The 15,385-nt window shown below is 53.6% G+C and carries 15 protein-coding genes; 10 read left to right on the forward strand and 5 right to left on the reverse strand.

What is annotated here, in order from left to right:
• Nucleotides 1–292: 292 nt before the first annotated feature.
• A complete protein-coding gene (locus HCZ99_RS13955) occupies nucleotides 293–1,192 on the reverse strand; it encodes a LysR substrate-binding domain-containing protein (RefSeq protein ID WP_167447627.1) in 900 nt (299 codons plus the stop codon).
• A 97-nt stretch (nucleotides 1,193–1,289) separates the two neighbouring features.
• Here HCZ99_RS13955 and HCZ99_RS13960 point away from each other — a divergent pair, with 97 nt between their 5' ends.
• Nucleotides 1,290–2,258 carry a DMT family transporter gene (locus tag HCZ99_RS13960; protein ID WP_167447628.1) on the forward strand — a complete coding sequence of 323 codons (969 nt, stop codon included), beginning with the start codon at nucleotides 1,290–1,292 and terminating at the stop codon, nucleotides 2,256–2,258.
• Nucleotides 2,259–2,312: 54 nt separating this feature from the next.
• On the opposite strand, the gene HCZ99_RS13965 is transcribed toward HCZ99_RS13960, so the two are convergent.
• From HCZ99_RS13965 to HCZ99_RS13975, 3 genes are all read right to left on the reverse strand, one after another.
• Nucleotides 2,313–3,017, reverse strand: a complete 705-nt coding sequence (locus tag HCZ99_RS13965; RefSeq protein WP_167447629.1) for a CTP synthase C-terminal region-related (seleno)protein — start codon at nucleotides 3,015–3,017, stop codon at nucleotides 2,313–2,315.
• A gap of 121 nt (nucleotides 3,018–3,138) precedes the next feature.
• Nucleotides 3,139–3,816, reverse strand: a complete 678-nt coding sequence (locus tag HCZ99_RS13970; protein WP_167447630.1) for a response regulator — start codon at nucleotides 3,814–3,816, stop codon at nucleotides 3,139–3,141.
• Between the two features lie 158 nt (nucleotides 3,817–3,974).
• Entirely contained in the window at nucleotides 3,975–4,295 is a 321-nt protein-coding gene (locus HCZ99_RS13975) for a DUF1476 domain-containing protein (RefSeq protein ID WP_167447631.1), read from the reverse strand.
• A gap of 146 nt (nucleotides 4,296–4,441) precedes the next feature.
• Here HCZ99_RS13975 and HCZ99_RS13980 point away from each other — a divergent pair, with 146 nt between their 5' ends.
• The 5 genes from HCZ99_RS13980 to purL all read left to right on the forward strand — a co-directional run bounded on the left by HCZ99_RS13980 (nucleotide 4,442) and on the right by purL (nucleotide 9,574).
• Nucleotides 4,442–5,221: an NRDE family protein gene (locus HCZ99_RS13980; protein ID WP_167447632.1), complete on the forward strand. Its 780-nt coding sequence runs from the start codon at nucleotides 4,442–4,444 to the stop codon at nucleotides 5,219–5,221.
• 253 nt (nucleotides 5,222–5,474) lie between these two features.
• Nucleotides 5,475–6,233 (forward strand): phosphoribosylaminoimidazolesuccinocarboxamide synthase, encoded by a 759-nt coding sequence (gene purC, locus HCZ99_RS13985; protein ID WP_167447633.1) that lies wholly within the window; start codon nucleotides 5,475–5,477, stop codon nucleotides 6,231–6,233.
• A 124-nt stretch (nucleotides 6,234–6,357) separates the two neighbouring features.
• On the forward strand, nucleotides 6,358–6,597 hold the full coding sequence (gene purS, locus HCZ99_RS13990) for a phosphoribosylformylglycinamidine synthase subunit PurS (RefSeq protein WP_167447634.1): 240 nt from the start codon (nucleotides 6,358–6,360) through the stop codon (nucleotides 6,595–6,597).
• An 80-nt stretch (nucleotides 6,598–6,677) separates the two neighbouring features.
• Entirely contained in the window at nucleotides 6,678–7,367 is a 690-nt protein-coding gene (gene purQ, locus HCZ99_RS13995; protein WP_167447635.1) for a phosphoribosylformylglycinamidine synthase subunit PurQ, read from the forward strand.
• Nucleotides 7,364–9,574 carry a phosphoribosylformylglycinamidine synthase subunit PurL gene (purL, locus tag HCZ99_RS14000; RefSeq protein ID WP_167447636.1) on the forward strand — a complete coding sequence of 737 codons (2,211 nt, stop codon included), beginning with the start codon at nucleotides 7,364–7,366 and terminating at the stop codon, nucleotides 9,572–9,574. Before purQ ends, purL begins: the two co-directional genes overlap by 4 nt.
• A gap of 103 nt (nucleotides 9,575–9,677) precedes the next feature.
• On the opposite strand, the gene HCZ99_RS14005 is transcribed toward purL, so the two are convergent.
• Nucleotides 9,678–10,907: an Mrp/NBP35 family ATP-binding protein gene (locus HCZ99_RS14005; protein WP_167447637.1), complete on the reverse strand. Its 1,230-nt coding sequence runs from the start codon at nucleotides 10,905–10,907 to the stop codon at nucleotides 9,678–9,680.
• Between the two features lie 396 nt (nucleotides 10,908–11,303).
• Between HCZ99_RS14005 and hflK the strand changes: the two genes are divergently transcribed.
• The 4 genes from hflK to HCZ99_RS14025 all read left to right on the forward strand — a co-directional run bounded on the left by hflK (nucleotide 11,304) and on the right by HCZ99_RS14025 (nucleotide 15,306).
• Nucleotides 11,304–12,431, forward strand: a complete 1,128-nt coding sequence (hflK, locus tag HCZ99_RS14010; RefSeq protein WP_167447638.1) for an FtsH protease activity modulator HflK — start codon at nucleotides 11,304–11,306, stop codon at nucleotides 12,429–12,431.
• On the forward strand, nucleotides 12,431–13,303 hold the full coding sequence (gene hflC, locus HCZ99_RS14015) for a protease modulator HflC (RefSeq protein ID WP_167447639.1): 873 nt from the start codon (nucleotides 12,431–12,433) through the stop codon (nucleotides 13,301–13,303). Before hflK ends, hflC begins: the two co-directional genes overlap by 1 nt.
• A gap of 114 nt (nucleotides 13,304–13,417) precedes the next feature.
• A complete protein-coding gene (locus tag HCZ99_RS14020; RefSeq protein WP_167447640.1) occupies nucleotides 13,418–13,609 on the forward strand; it encodes a DUF2065 domain-containing protein in 192 nt (63 codons plus the stop codon).
• A 209-nt stretch (nucleotides 13,610–13,818) separates the two neighbouring features.
• Nucleotides 13,819–15,306, forward strand: coding sequence for a DegQ family serine endoprotease (locus HCZ99_RS14025; RefSeq protein ID WP_167447641.1), 1,488 nt, complete (start codon nucleotides 13,819–13,821; stop codon nucleotides 15,304–15,306).
• Nucleotides 15,307–15,385: the final 79 nt, after the last annotated feature.

The following is a 15,385-nucleotide window of genomic DNA, read 5'->3' on the forward strand; positions in this document are numbered from 1 at the left end:
TATTTTACCGTTAAAGAAGAATGATTTAGAGGTAAATCTTTTAAAAGTTGCGATTACAGCGCCCCGTAGAGTCGCCAAAGAGCGATTGGGGCGTCCAAATCTGTGAGTAACAGGGAAATTGCACCATTTGTGCTCAGTGTTGCTCAGTACCGCTCACGTCGCGTCCAACTGAGCGCCATTGAGCGCACATCACGGCAAGCTCTGCTCAAACTTAAGCAAACCATTTCAGTCCGGTTTGACCAACAAAGCCGAGTCTTTGTCAAAGCACGCAACGTTGCATGACGAAAATACGTCAGCCGACAGCAAGTTCTTGCGCCTCTGCCAAGAGCCAATCACGAAACAGCTTTGCCTGCCCGCGAAGGGCGCGGCTTTTGGGGTGGACCAGATAATAGCCAAACGGTACGCGCAGGACATTTTGGGGAAACAGGTGAACAAGTTTGCCCTCGGCAACGTCTTCTTCGGTTAGGAGCGGATTGGCAAGAACAACACCCTGCCCGTGAATGGCGGCCTCGATCGCCATGGAGGTTTGATCAATTTCAATTCGGGTGATTTTGCCAACTTCCTGTGCAGCAAGGCCGGAATACGCACCCAGCCAATCATCCCACCACGCATGCAAGATATCGTTCAACAAGGTGGCGCGGGCCAGATCGTCGGGTGTTTGCAAGTTCAGTTGATCCCGGTAGGACGGCGCGCAAAAGGTTGCAGCCTGCCCCTGATAAAGCAGCACGGTTTCAAGACTGTCATCTTGGTCATCGAAATAGCGAACGGCGATATCAACCGGATCAAGATTGAAATCGATCATCTGGCTTTGCGATCCGACATGCAGCGATGTTGTCGGGTGATCAATCAGAAAGCGCGCCATGCGGCGTGAAAACCATTTCGCCGCAAAGCTTGGCGGCATCACAACCCGAACCGACCGATCAGACCGATCGCGCACCTGTTGGCTGGCATCAACAATTTGGCGCAAGGCGGGCTGAATACGCGCGGCATATTCCAGACCATCGGCCGTCGGACGGATTTGCCGGACAGAGCGTGTAAACAGCTCCTGCCCCAGCCACTCTTCGAGCTTTTTGATCTGCTGACCAATCGCGCCTGGGGTGACGTTTAATTCTTCGGCGGCAAGAGAAAAACTATTTAGTCGAATAGCAGCCTCAAACGCACGCAACGAGTTTAGCGGAGGATATGAAACCATGATGCAGTTTTTCTATTCCATTGCACAGATAACATGATTTGTAGCCGATGCGCGCAGTTCCTACAATCGGGCAATCCCCACAAGCGAAAGCGACCCGATGAAACGCAGCATATCGAACCCTTATTTTATCTTTGGTCTTCTGGCCCTGTTATGGGGTCTGACGTTTCTGTTTAACAAAATCGCTGGCGTCGTGGTGTCGCCCATTCAAATCGTCATGGTGCGGGTGGTGATGGGATTTTTACCGGTCCTTGCCTTTGCCCTGTCGCGCAAGGTTTTGCGCTGGGAACATATCCGTCATTTGCACCATTTCGTGGTGATGTCGCTGTTGGCGGCGACGGTATATTATTATGCCTTTGCCACGGGCATTTCGCTTTTACCATCAAGTACGGCAGGGATGTTAAGCGGGGCCATCCCACTATTTTCATTCGTCGCAGCCGCGATATTTCTGCGTTCAGAGCCAATCAATATCCGATCCATCAGCGGGCTTTTGATCGGGTTTAGCGGTGTCATCCTGATTGCCCGACCGTGGGACAGCGCGATTACCAGCAGTGATTTAAACGGGGTACTGTGCATAACCTTTGGATCATGCTGCGTTGGATTGTCATTTGTTTACACGCGCAAATTCATAAGCCCGCTTGGCATATCGCCGATTGCGCTGTGCACCTATCAGCTGGGACTTGCGTCCATCACCTTGCTGATCATGGGGGATTATGACGGGATTTCGATGATTTTCACCGACTGGAAAGCCGCCGGATCACTGTTTATCGGGCTGGGCCTGATGGGAACAGGTGTCGCGTTTATGTGCTATTACCATCTGGTCGGGATATTGGGGGCGATCAAAACAGCCAGCGTCACCTATATCCCACCCGTCATCGGGCTTTTGACCGGTGGACTGATCCTGGGCGAGACGATTTCGATTAGCGACATCATCGCCACCGCCGCAATTTTATCGGGCACCTTGCTGATGCAATCCTCGCGAAATGCGACAGCCAACACCCAAAGCCCACCTACCCGAACGCCATCAGATGGCAGCACAACAGCACAGCATCCCTGCAAGCAAACCTAAACCGTGTCTGACACACCCCCGCGAAATGGCGCGGGGGCGTGTGCATTTACGCAGTTATGCGCGCGTCACAGATGCCGCGCGGACAAAGGCGGTGATCAGCGGATGGGTTTCGCCGCGCAAGGCGGATCGTTCGGGCTGGAAAGCGGTGCCGATGAAAAAGCGATGGCCGCGCAACTCAACCGCACGCGGATCATCATTATTGTCCCAGGCACTGATCACAAGATCCTGCCCATCAAGCAGCCCGGCATATTCCGGGTTCAGCCCATAACTGCAGCGATATGTTTCGCTGATGGTCGGGACACCATAATGGCTTTGGATCAAACTGTTTGCGGCCAATTTGATGCCGCCATCCTGATCAATCAGGGCACAGACAAGCGGTGCGATCAGCGGCAATGCCGCATCCGGGTCGGTTTCGGCATTGGCAGCATCGGCAAGCCCCAAAACATTGCGGGCATATTCCAGAACCGCATGTTGATACCCACCACAGGTTCCGAGAAATGCGAGGTTATGTTCACGGGCATAGCGAATGGCATTTAACGCCCCGTCCAAACTGGCATACGGGCTGGCCGGGACACACCAAACACCATCATATTGCGCCAGAACATGATCCGCATCCGGGGCAAGGGTCGGCGTTGCGATCCAGTCAAACGCGACATCGGTTCCGATATGATCAGCAGCAATTTGAAGGGCTTTGGGGATGGCTTGGTGGGCGACGACATTTGGGTTGAAGTCGCCAACAAGTGCAAGGCGGATGGTCATAAAAAGAAAATCCTCGTTTCAGGTGACATAGCGAGGAAAACAGCCGTGTTGATCATAAAAAACGGCCCGTGAAAACACGGGCCGAATTAACGCTCAGACAGAGCTGCCTTTGACGAGCATATTACAAAGTTCCGGTACGCGCCATATCTTCGAGTGCGATTTTTACCGCTTGGGCGCGATTCGAAACGTTGAGTTTGCGATAGATGTTTTTCAGGTGGTATTTTACCGTGATTTCGCGCAAATCAAGATGCCGCGCGATATCCTTGTTCGGGCGTCCTTCGGCAAGCAAGGCCAACACTTCGCGTTCGCGCGGTGTCAGACGTGCAAAATCACCTTCATTGCCAAAGCCACCCGCCATGCGTTTGTCCGCGTCCGGCCCACCAACGATGCCGTCGCTCATATCGTTGAGGATCGAAGACGGAAGATATTTTTCACCTGCAAGGACCAGCTGAATGGCATTTGCCAATGCCTGGCCGCGCAGCGTTTTGGGAATGAACCCTTGTGCGCCAGCTTCAATTGCGTGGCGGACATCTTCGCTGCGATAGGCACCGGAAAGCAAAACAACTGCCGTGGTTTTGACAGCCTTATCCAATGTCCGTTTTAGGCCCTCGAGCCCGTTCATGCCGGGCATTCGAAGATCCAGCAAGATCAGGTCGAAATTATTTGTCGCATCAATACATTCGAGTGCCGGTTCCAAAGAACCGGCTTCAACGACTTCACACCCATCAAAATATTGCTGAAACAGCAACGATAGTGCTTCACGAACCAAATCGTGATCGTCCACCAATAGGATACGCAAATCCCCTGCCCCTCTTTACCACACAGGCGTCCCTACCCAGACACCACGAGCACCACACCAAAAAGTTGTACCCTTTATTATTTTTTGTTCACATAAAGAATACGGGACAGCTTAGGTGTTTGCAAACCCGAAGATTTTTCACACATCGCTGGTTGTAGTTACCCGCCGAGGAGTTCGGCCCGCGCAACCGGACGAAGTTCTTCGAGTTTGGCCTGTACTGTGCTTAACGTCACGCCTGTGTTTTCGCGTTCAAGGTCGATCATCAAGAAATTGATGATACTGTTTTCTTTGGGATTTGTAATTACTTCGCCAATGACCTTCTTGGCGTAGTCCTGACAGGCGGCTGGCGACAGGCCCATTTGCTCGCCGGCCCACATGGCAAGCATCTTATAAAGGTGGGCTTCAATCCGGAAATCTTGTTCCAAGTCGAAACTGTATTTCGCTTCGAAGCCGCGTTCGCGATCATTCATCGTGTTCATGTCGTCCCCTTTTCCCTGATGTTCGTCTTTAATTCGGATCGATTACATGCACTGTACTACGTATGACCGCGCAGGGGTAATTTCATCCCCTTATAGGTCACTTTTGAATTTGACAAACTCGTCCTCATGCCGCTTTGATCTGGCTCATGTGTACAGTCATTATATTACGCCGACCCGACCATGATTGGCCCGTTCTTATTGGGGCCAATCGCGACGAAATGAACAACCGCCCCTGGCAGCCACCCGCGCGCCATTGGGAAGACCGCCCCGATGTTGTCGCAGGACTCGATGAAACGGCCGGTGGCACGTGGCTTGGCGTTAACGAAGAGGGTGTGGTGGCCGCCGTCCTTAATCGGTTTGGCACCCTTGGCCCGGCCGATGACAAACGATCACGCGGTGAATTGCCACTTGAAGCACTTGATCATGCCGATGCCATTGTCGCCGCACAGGCCCTGGCCGAACTTGATGGCACGGCCTATCGCCCGTTTAATATGGTGATTGCCGATAACCGCGATGCATATTGGCTGGCCAATCGGGGCGATGGTAAAATTGAAATCGCCGAAATCCCCGAAGGCCTGTCGATTGTGACGGCCTATGATTTGAACGACACCGAAAACAGCCCACGGACAAAGCGCAATCTGCCGCGCTTTATCAGTGCGCCCGCCCCCAATCCCGAAGCCGACGATTGGTTTGCATGGCAGGCATTGCTTGCCGATACCGGTGTTATGCCACCAGACCCCGATCATTATGATATTCGCAGCGACGCACTTTTGGTTCGCAGCAATATGGGATTTGAAACGGTTTGCTCATCGGTGATCGGGCTTCCGGCGATTCCCACCGATAAAAACGAACTTCCGCGTCGTCCGGTCTGGTTATTTGCCAATGGGCAGCCCGACACCACCCCATTTCACCCGGTTGCCTTATAGGCACCGGGGAGATGCCGGGGCGCCCCCACACTTGGAAAAAGCGTGTAAAACGGCGCAATACGGTCGAAATATCGGCGAAATATTGCGTCGCAATAGCGTTTGGTCGGACTGTTGCAAATTCTGATTATCAAATCTGCATAAATAGACCTTACGCGACAATTGAGTTTCTGTCCCAGCACTGCTATATGGGGGGCGCGATTTTCAGGGTGCTTGGGGACACTCCCAGCACACAAAGATGTGAAAGATCCCGCCAATGTCCAGAAAGACGCCCATCTATGAGGGCAAAGCCAAGGTTCTTTACGACGGTACCGAACCAGGCACGATCATTCAGTATTTCAAAGATGATGCCACCGCCTTTAACGCGCAGAAGCGCGGCACGATTGCAGGCAAGGGTGTGCTCAACAACATGATTACCGAATTCGTCATGAGCCGCCTGGCGGAAATCGGCATCCCGACACACTTCATTCGCCGTTTGAACATGCGCGAACAGCTATGCCGCAAATGTGAAATCGTTCCGATCGAAGTTGTTGTGCGCAACATCGTCGCCGGTTCGATGGCAAAGCGTCTTGGCCTTGAAGAAGGCGAACGTCTGCCGCGTCCGATTGTCGAGTTTTATTACAAAGACGACGATCTGGGCGATCCGCTGGTATCGGATGAACATATCCTCGCTCTGGGTTGGGCAAGTGCCGAAGAGCTTGAGGAAATTGTTGGCATGACGCTGCGTGTGAATGACTACTTGTGTGGTCTGATGCGTGGCATTGGCATCAAACTGGTTGATTTCAAACTTGAGTTTGGCCGTGTTTGGGAAGGCGATTTTGCACAGCTTGTTCTGGCCGATGAGTTCAGCCCGGATAACTGCCGTCTTTGGGATGCGGAAACCAACGAAAAGATGGATAAGGACCGCTTCCGCCGCGATCTTGGTGGCGTTGAAGAGGCCTATCAGGAAGTGGCACGCCGCCTTGGTGTCCTGCCGGAATCCGCCGAAATAGAAATGCTCAATAAAGACAAATAATCCCCAAGGCCGCGTTCGCGCGGCCTTTTTCTTATGGCTGGCCGGTGTGAAAATCATCGGACAGCGTTTTGTTTGCAAGCAATGCCGCGCGAAACCCGCGCATGCGAACTTAAAGGAGCTTCTCGTGAAAGCACGTGTTCATGTCACCCTGAAGAACGGTGTTCTTGATCCGCAAGGCAAAGCCGTTCACCACGCCCTTCAGGGTCTTGGTTTTGATGGCGTTAATGACGTCCGTCAGGGCAAGTTCATTGAACTGGAAATCGACGGTACGGACGAAGCCAAGGCCAAAGCCGAGGTCACCGAAATGTGCGAGAAGCTTCTCGCCAATACCGTGATCGAAGACTACACCATCGAGCTGGCCTAACCGCCCCGCCAAGGTTTTGCTGCGGCAAGCCTTTGCGTATCAAGATTACGTAACGGACCCTAATCGAGAGACGGTATTTCATGAAATCCGCTGTCATCCTGTTTCCCGGCATCAACCGGGAAAATGACGCCATCGCAGCCCTAGAACAGGCGACCGGCACCAAGCCGACCCTGGTTTGGCATGGCGAAACCGAGCTTCCCAACGTCGACATCATCATGGTTCCCGGCGGTTTTTCTTATGGTGACTATCTGCGCTGCGGGGCGATGGCGGCAAAATCGCCGATCATGCGCGCCGTTGCTGACCGTGCCGGTCAGGGTGTGACCATTTTGGGTGTGTGCAACGGTTTCCAGATTTTGACCGAAGCCGGTCTTCTGCCCGGTGCGCTGATGCGCAATGCCAGCCTGAAATTCATTTGCAAAAACACGCATCTGAAAATCGAGAACACCAGCAGCCGCTTTACCAACCAGTATGGCATGGGCGATGTGGTCGATTATCCGGTGGCCCATCATGACGGCAACTATTTTGCCGATGAAGACACGCTGAACCGTCTTGAAGGCGAAGGCCGTGTTGTTCTGCGTTACTGCGATGCCAATGGCACGGTTGATCCGGCGACCAACCTGAATGGGTCACAGCGCAATATTGCAGGCATCATCAACGAAGCGGGCAATGTTCTTGGCATGATGCCGCATCCGGAAAATGCCATTGATCCGCTGCATGGCGGGATTGATGGACGCGGTCTGTTCAAAAGCATGGTGGAGGCCGTATCGTGAGCACGAACCAATTTAACAGCACACCGATCACGCCTGAGCTGGTCAAAGAACACGGACTGAACGAGGAAGAGTATAAACTCGTCCTCGAAATCATGGGCCGTGAACCCAACATCAATGAACTTGGTATTTTTTCGGTTATGTGGTCTGAGCATTGCTCCTACAAATCATCGAAAAAATGGCTTAAAACCCTGCCGACCAAGGCCGATTGGGTTATTCAGGGACCGGGTGAAAACGCCGGTGTCATTGATATCGGCGACGGTCAGGCCGCCATATTCAAAATGGAAAGCCACAACCACCCGTCCTTTATCGAACCATACCAAGGGGCGGCCACCGGTGTTGGCGGCATCATGCGTGATGTCTTCACCATGGGGGCACGTCCGGTTGCCAACCTGAATGCGCTGCGCTTTGGCGCGCCGGAACATCCGAAAACCCGCCACTTGCTGAGCGGTGTTGTCGAAGGGATCGGCGGTTATGGCAACTGCATGGGCGTTCCGACCATTGGCGGCGAAACCAATTTCCATGCGTCCTATAACGGCAATATCTTGGTCAATGCGATGACCGTGGGTCTGGCCGATACGGATAACATTTTCTATTCCGCAGCGGCTGGCATCGGCAACCCGGTTGTCTATGTCGGTTCGAAAACCGGCCGTGACGGCATCCATGGCGCGACCATGGCGTCCGCCGAGTTTGATGATGACAGCGATGAAAAGCGCCCAACTGTTCAGGTTGGCGATCCGTTCACCGAGAAACTGTTGCTTGAAGCCTGCCTTGAACTGATGGCGACCGACATGATCGTTGCAATTCAGGACATGGGTGCGGCCGGTTTGACGTCATCCTCGTTCGAGATGGCCTCAAAAGGCGGCGTTGGTGTTGAGCTGTGGCTTGATAAAGTTCCGATGCGCGAAGAAGGCATGACGCCCTATGAGCTGATGCTTTCAGAGTCGCAGGAACGCATGTTGATGGTGCTTAAACCCGGTTGCGAAGATGCCGCCAAGGCGATCTTTGACAAATGGGAACTCGACTTTGCGGTGATCGGCACCCTGACCGATACCAAACGCATGGTTCTGAAATGGCATGGTGAACTGGCAGGCGATCTTCCGATTGATCCGCTGGCCGAAGCATCGCCGGAATACGACCGCCCGTGGGAAGAGACCCCAAAACAGGATCGCATTGATCCGGCCAGCCTTTCGGGCAAGGTCGATCATATCGATGCGTTGAAAACCCTGATTGCGTCATCTGATTTGGCATCGCGTCGCTGGATCTGGGAACAGTATGACCATCTGGTCATGGGCAACACGATTGTCCGTCCGGGTGGGGATGCCGGTGTTGTACGTGTTTCTGGCACGAACAAAGGCATCGCCGCGACCACTGACTGTACCCCGCGTTATGTCATGGCCGATCCAATCGAAGGCGGCAAACAGGCCGTTGCCGAAGCATATCGTAACCTGATCGCAACCGGTGCCAAGCCGTTGGCGATCACCGACAATATGAACTTTGGCAACCCGGAACGCCCGCGCATCATGGGCCAGTTTGTCGGTGCCTGTAAGGGCATTGCAGATGCCTGCATCACGCTGGAATTCCCGGTCGTGTCGGGTAACGTGTCGCTTTATAACGAAACCAACGGCGAAGGCATCATGCCGACCCCGGCCATCGGTGGCGTTGGTGTGATTTCCGATCTGGACCATCATGCAACCATCGGCATCAAAGCCGGTGAAGGCACGCTGATCATGATCGGTGCGGCGACCGGTGAATTGGGTCAGTCGCTGTATCTGAAAACCATCGAAGGTCGCGAAGAAGGTGCACCGCCGCCGGTTGATCTGAATGCGGAAAAACGTGCTGGTTCGCTGGTGCGTGAGCTGATTGAGCTTGGTGTTGTCAAAACCTGTCACGATATCGCAGATGGCGGCCTGTTGGTTACCATTGCTGAAATGTGCATGGCTGGCAATGTCGGCGCGGATGTCAGCCTGCCAGAACAGGGCAGCGAAGCCGCATGGCTGTTTGGCGAAGATCAGGGCCGCTACGTGATCGCAACCAGCGATCCGGACAAGGTTCTGAATGCAGCAGCCAGTGCCAATATGGCCGCGGTGATCGTCGGTCAGATCGGTGGCGACGCCATCAGCATCGAAGGCGAGGCCAAAGTCAGCGTTTCGGAACTGCGTGATCTGAACGAAGGTTGGATGCCATCCTTTATGGCAGACGCCACCTAATCCGCAGATAATCCTGCAAACACAAAACCCCGCCAGAACACTCTGGCGGGGTTTTGTTTGTTTAGGCCAATCGACGGTATCAGCGCTGGCGCCAGCGCCAAAATCACTTAAAGCTGATTTTTGGGAACAGGCTTTTCTTTTTCGGGGCGGCAACCGGGCCGACCTGATCGTCAATTGCCGCCGCGATTTTATCGGCAATCGCCCCATACGCCTTGGCATATTCGCCATCGGGTTCGGTATGAACAATCGGTTTGCCTTCGTCCGCGCCCAGACGGATTTTAAGATCAAGCGGGATTTCGCCCAGGAACGGCACGCTGAGTTCGTCGGCTGCCTTATGCGCGCCGCCATGATCGAATACGTGATCCACGTGGCCGCATTCCGGGCATTTGTAATAGGACATGTTTTCGATCAGACCGAATACCGGCACATTGACCTTGCGGAACATGTTCAGGCCTTTGCGGGCATCCAAAAGCGCGATGTCCTGTGGGGTGGAAACAATCACAGCCCCGGTGACGGGCACGCGCTGCGCCATGGAAAGCTGAATATCGCCGGTTCCCGGGGGCATATCGACGACCAGAACATCAAGTGCGCCCCAATCAGTATCACGCAACAGCTGCTCAAGTGCGCCCATGGCCATGGGGCCACGCCAGATCACCGGTTGTTCTTCGTCGACCATAAAGCCAATCGACATGATACGAATGCCAAAGGCCGATGGCGGGGTCATTTTGCCATCGATGTCAGACTTGGACGGTTTGGCATCGCGCAGACCCAACATGCGCGGCAGACTCGGCCCATAAATATCAGCGTCAAGCAAACCAACCTTAAGCCCCTTGGCCGCAAGCGACAGCGCCAGATTGACCGACGTGGTTGATTTCCCCACCCCACCCTTGCCGGATGCAACGGTGATGATGCTGCGCACATCGGGCAGGTCAATCGGCTTTTGCCCGCCGCCTTGGGGCCGCTGACCGGGTTGGCCGCCTTGCGGGCCACCAGAACCTGCCTGTGCGCCAGCGGGACGTGACGGCGCACCAGATGCAGAAGACGCAGGTGAACCACCACCATTATCGCCAGAAGCAGCGCCAGAGCGTTCCGCCGTCAGGGCAACACGTGCGGTTGTGACCCCGTTCACAGCAGCCACCGCCTTTTCCGCCTGTTGACGCAGGTCTTCGAGGGACGGTCCGCGCTTGGGATCGACTGCAATCATGACATTGACGGTTTCGTCTTTTATATCAATACCTTGCACCATATCCTTGGCTGTGATTGATTGGCCGTCTACCGGGTCGATCACGCTGTTTAGGGCGGCGATAATCTGTTCACGGTTGGGCGAGGTCATATTGCAGTCTCCAATTTTTACCTTAAGTCCGTGATCTTATAGAACTTGCAGGCGCGTATCGTTGTTTTGCAGGGCAAGCTGTCATATAAGGCGAAAGAGCATGCGCCGTCCAACAAGTTTCAGTGTGTTTGGTTTTGGCGCGGTGTTTGACGCACCATAGCTGGCAAATCGGTGGGCACCATCGCCGACCAGATGCGGTGAAGTCAAACATCGTAAAAATCAGATGCGCGGGGCAGATCGTTTTCAGGGGGACCCTTTAAGCGTCATCTGGGGTCAAACTGCAGGTTTATCCTTGCACCGCAAAAGCGCAACTGGGCACAATGGACTTTGTTGGACGGAGCGTGCGCTCGGTAGACGAAAAATAAACACCGAACGGCAAGAAGAGGAAAACACTCGATGCCATGGAATTCACAAGGGGGCGGTGGCCCCTGGGGCAGCGGCGGAAATAAAGGCGGCGGTCAAAACCCATGGGGACAGCGTCCTCAGGGTGGCGGCAACGGCGGAAATACGCCCCCCGATTTTGACGAAATGATTCGCAAGGGCCAGGAACGCCTGAAACGGCTGTTCCCCGGTGGCGGCGGATACAAGGGCTTCGTGCTGATTGGTATCGCGATCATCGGGTTGTGGCTTTTGACCGGTTTTTACCGTGTTCAGCCTGGCGAACAGGGCGTCACGCTTTTGTTTGGCAAATGGGTTGGCACCACGGGTCCGGGTCTTAACTATTTCCTTCCGGCTCCGATTGGCGAGGTAATCAAACCGAACGTCGAGCGGACCAACCAGATCGAAATTGGTTATCGCGGCAATGGTTCTGTTGGCAATGGCGGCACCCGGGACGTTCCGGAAGAAAGCCTGATGCTGACGGGTGATCAGAACATCATCGATATTGATTACGTTGTTCAGTGGCGTATCAGCGATGCGGGTTCGTACCTGTTTAATGTCCGTGATCCGGAAAACACCATTAAGCTTGCTGCTGAAAGTGCGATCCGCGAAGTCATCGGTAAAACCAATCTGGAAGAAGCTCTGACTGTGGGCCGTGTCCGGGTTGAGGAACAAACGCGTACGTTGTTGCAGTCGATCATGGACGGCTATGAGTCGGGCGTGTTCATTGCAGAAGTTAAAATGCAGAAAGTTGATCCGCCGCGTGACGTTATTGACGCGTTCAACGATGTGCAGCGTGCTCGTCAGGACCGTGATCGTTCCCAGAACGAAGCACTGGCGTATCGCAACGACATCATCCCGCGTGCAAAAGGTGAAGCAGAACGTACCATTCTGCAGGCCCGTGCATATAAGGACCGTGTGACGAAGGAAGCACAGGGTGAAGCAGAACGCTTTACCTCTATCTATAATTCCTATCTGACCGCGCAGGATGTCACGACACGTCGTCTGTATCTTGAAACCATGCAAGAAATCCTGAGCAAATCTGACAAGGTCATTATTGATCAAAATGGTCAGGGTGGTGGCGTTGTGCCGTATCTGCCGCTGCCAGAAGTTCAGAAACGTGCGAATGCAGGAGGCAAGAACTAATGGCAAGTCCTAAACTTATTGCCGCAGGCGTCGTGGTTGTTATCGCCGCTGTGGTTGGTTCGATGTGCGTCTTTACCGTACGTCAGGATCAGCAGGCACTTGTTCTTCAGTTTGGTAATCCTGTTCATGCGGTTTCCGAACCGGGTCTGCATTTCAAACTGCCGATCCAGAATGTGGAATATTACGAGCGCCGCATTCTTGAACTTGATCCGCCGGTACAGCAGGTTCTTCTATCGGACCAAAAGCGTGTCAATGTTGACAGCTTTGCCCGTTGGAAAATCGTTGATCCGCTGACCTTCCGTCAACGTGCGACCAACACAACGAACTTTGTTCAGTTGTTTGGTCAGCGTCTGAACTCGGTCATCCGGGGTGAATTGGCACAGGCACCGCTTGTGACACTTCTGTCGGACAACCGTGCGCAGATCATGGAAAAGATCCAGGCAAGCTTGGTCGAGCCGGCCAAGGAGTTTGGTGTTCAGCTGATCGATGTGCGTATTGGTCGTACCGATCTGCCACAGGAAACGTCGCAGGCGGTGTATAACCGTATGCGGTCTTCGCGTATTGCCGAGGCTGCCCAGCTTCGCGCAGAGGGTGAAGAGCTGAAAGCCAAAATTCAGGCCGAAGCAGACCGCGAACGCGTTGGTATCTTGGCCGAAGCAAGCCGTCAGGCTGAGGTTCTCAGCGGTGAAGGTGATGCAGAACGAAACGTCGTTCTTGGTAAAGCCTATGGCAAAGATGCGGAATTCTTCGAATTTTATCGTTCGCTAGAATCCTACAAAACCGCGCTTTCGAATGGCTCGACCATGGTGCTTTCACCAGATAGCGAGTTTTTCCAATACTTTAATAAGTCGGCGCCTCAAACAAGCCGCTAGACAAAACATAAGGGCGACCGGCATATTAGTCAGGTCGCCCTTTTTGTTTTCATAATTATGATCTGCCTTCAAAAGCGCTGGCAGACTTAAAAAAACGCCGGAACGTCCGAACCCATGAAGGAACTTGCCACAGCCATACTTTTGGCCATTGCACTTGAAGGCATGTTTTATTCGCTGTTTCCCGGCGGCATGAAACGGGTGATGGAAATGGTTCAGGAAATCCCGGAATCACAACTTCGCGCCGGTGGACTGATTGCGGCCATTGTCGCAATTGGGGCAATTTGGGCGGTGCGCATCTGGCTGTAAGGCGCGGATTTTTGCCAAAAAATGGGGAAATCCACACAGCGTTCGCCACAATGTCAGGATCATATTTCCTGTTTTTTCCTCAGGCCTGCCCAATTTCTGCCAAACTCGGGGTTAATTTGATTAATTAAGCAATGGATGAATTACCCCGTGTCTATTGCGCGCTGCTTTTTGAATTTACCGTGAACGCGGCAACCAACAGGATCAAACACATGCTAAAAGCGTTATACAACCCAGTGCGGAGCAAAGTCGGCGCGGCACTGGTGCTTGTTCTTCTTGGCGTGACCAGTGTTTCGCACATCGCGAATGCCCGCCCCGCTCCTGACAGCTTCGCTGATCTGGCGGAACGCCTTCTTCCCAGTGTTGTGAATATTTCGACAAGCCAGATGGTCGCAGACCGTCAGGGCCCCGATTTCCAATTCCCTCCTGGTTCTCCGTTTGAAGACCTTTTCCGTGACTTTATGGACCGCAACGGTCAGGGCGATCAGGCCCCACATAAACGTCGTGCGACCGCATTGGGTTCGGGTTTCATCATCTCGGCCGATGGTTACATCGTGACCAACAATCACGTCATCGATGGTGCTGATGAAATCACCGTTCGCCTGCATGATGGTGATACGCTTGACGCTGAATTAATCGGTCGCGACCCGAAAACCGACGTCGCGTTGCTTAAAGTCGATCCCAAAGAAGACCTGCCATTTGTAAAATGGGGCAGCTCGGACGATGCGCGTATTGGCGATTGGGCCATGGCGATTGGTAACCCGTTCGGCCTTGGTGGCACGGTCACCGCTGGTATCGTTTCGGCACGTAACCGTAACATCAACCAGGGTCCGTATGATGACTTCATCCAGACCGATGCGGCGATCAACCGTGGTAACTCTGGCGGTCCGCTGTTTAACCTTGATGGCGACGTGATCGGCATTAACAGCGCGATTTATTCCCCGTCTGGTGGTTCGGTCGGTATTGGCTTTGCCATTCCGTCTGCCATCGCCCAGGGCGTTGTCGAGCAGTTGAAAGAATACGGTCGTACCCGTCGTGGTTGGCTTGGTGTTCACATTCAGACCGTTACCGACGATATCGCAGACTCGGTCGGCCTTGATGACGCCAAAGGTGCCATGGTTGCCGGTGTATCTGACGACAGCCCGGCAAAAGAAGCCGGCATCAAACAGGGTGACGTTATCCTGAAATTTGATGGCAAAGATGTTGACAGCATGCGCAACCTGCCGCGGATCGTTGCAGAAACCAAAATCGGCAAGGACGTCGATGTTGTGATCTGGCGTGACGGCGAAAAGAAAACCGTTCAGGTCGAACTGGGCGAGCTTGAAGAAGATGTCGTTGCAGCCAATGCAAACAATTCTGATGACAGCAAATCCCCAGCGGCAATTGACGAAGCATCGGTCGATGCGCTTGGCCTGAAAATCGCCAACGTCAATGACGAGCTACGCAAACGCTTTAACCTTGCCGAAGGCACCGAAGGTGTCATCGTGACCGAGGTTGATGGCGACAGCTTTGCGGCGGAAAAAGGTGTCCGTCCGGGCGACATCATCATCGAAGCATCGCATAGTTCCGTTTCAAACGTCGAAGACGTGATGGATGCCGTGAACTCAGCCGTTGATGATGACAAACGTACCATCCTGATGTTGATCGAAACATCTGCCGGTGCACGTTACTTCGGCCTTACACTAAATTCCGACGACTGATCGTCGTTCTAAAAACCATATAAAAAAGGGCGGCCTGTTTAGTCAGGTCGCCCTTTTTGTTTGGATATGTAAAAACAAA

It is taken from the genome of Thalassospira lucentensis (assembly GCF_011806425.1).
Lineage (GTDB): Bacteria > Pseudomonadota > Alphaproteobacteria > Rhodospirillales > Thalassospiraceae > Thalassospira > Thalassospira lucentensis_B.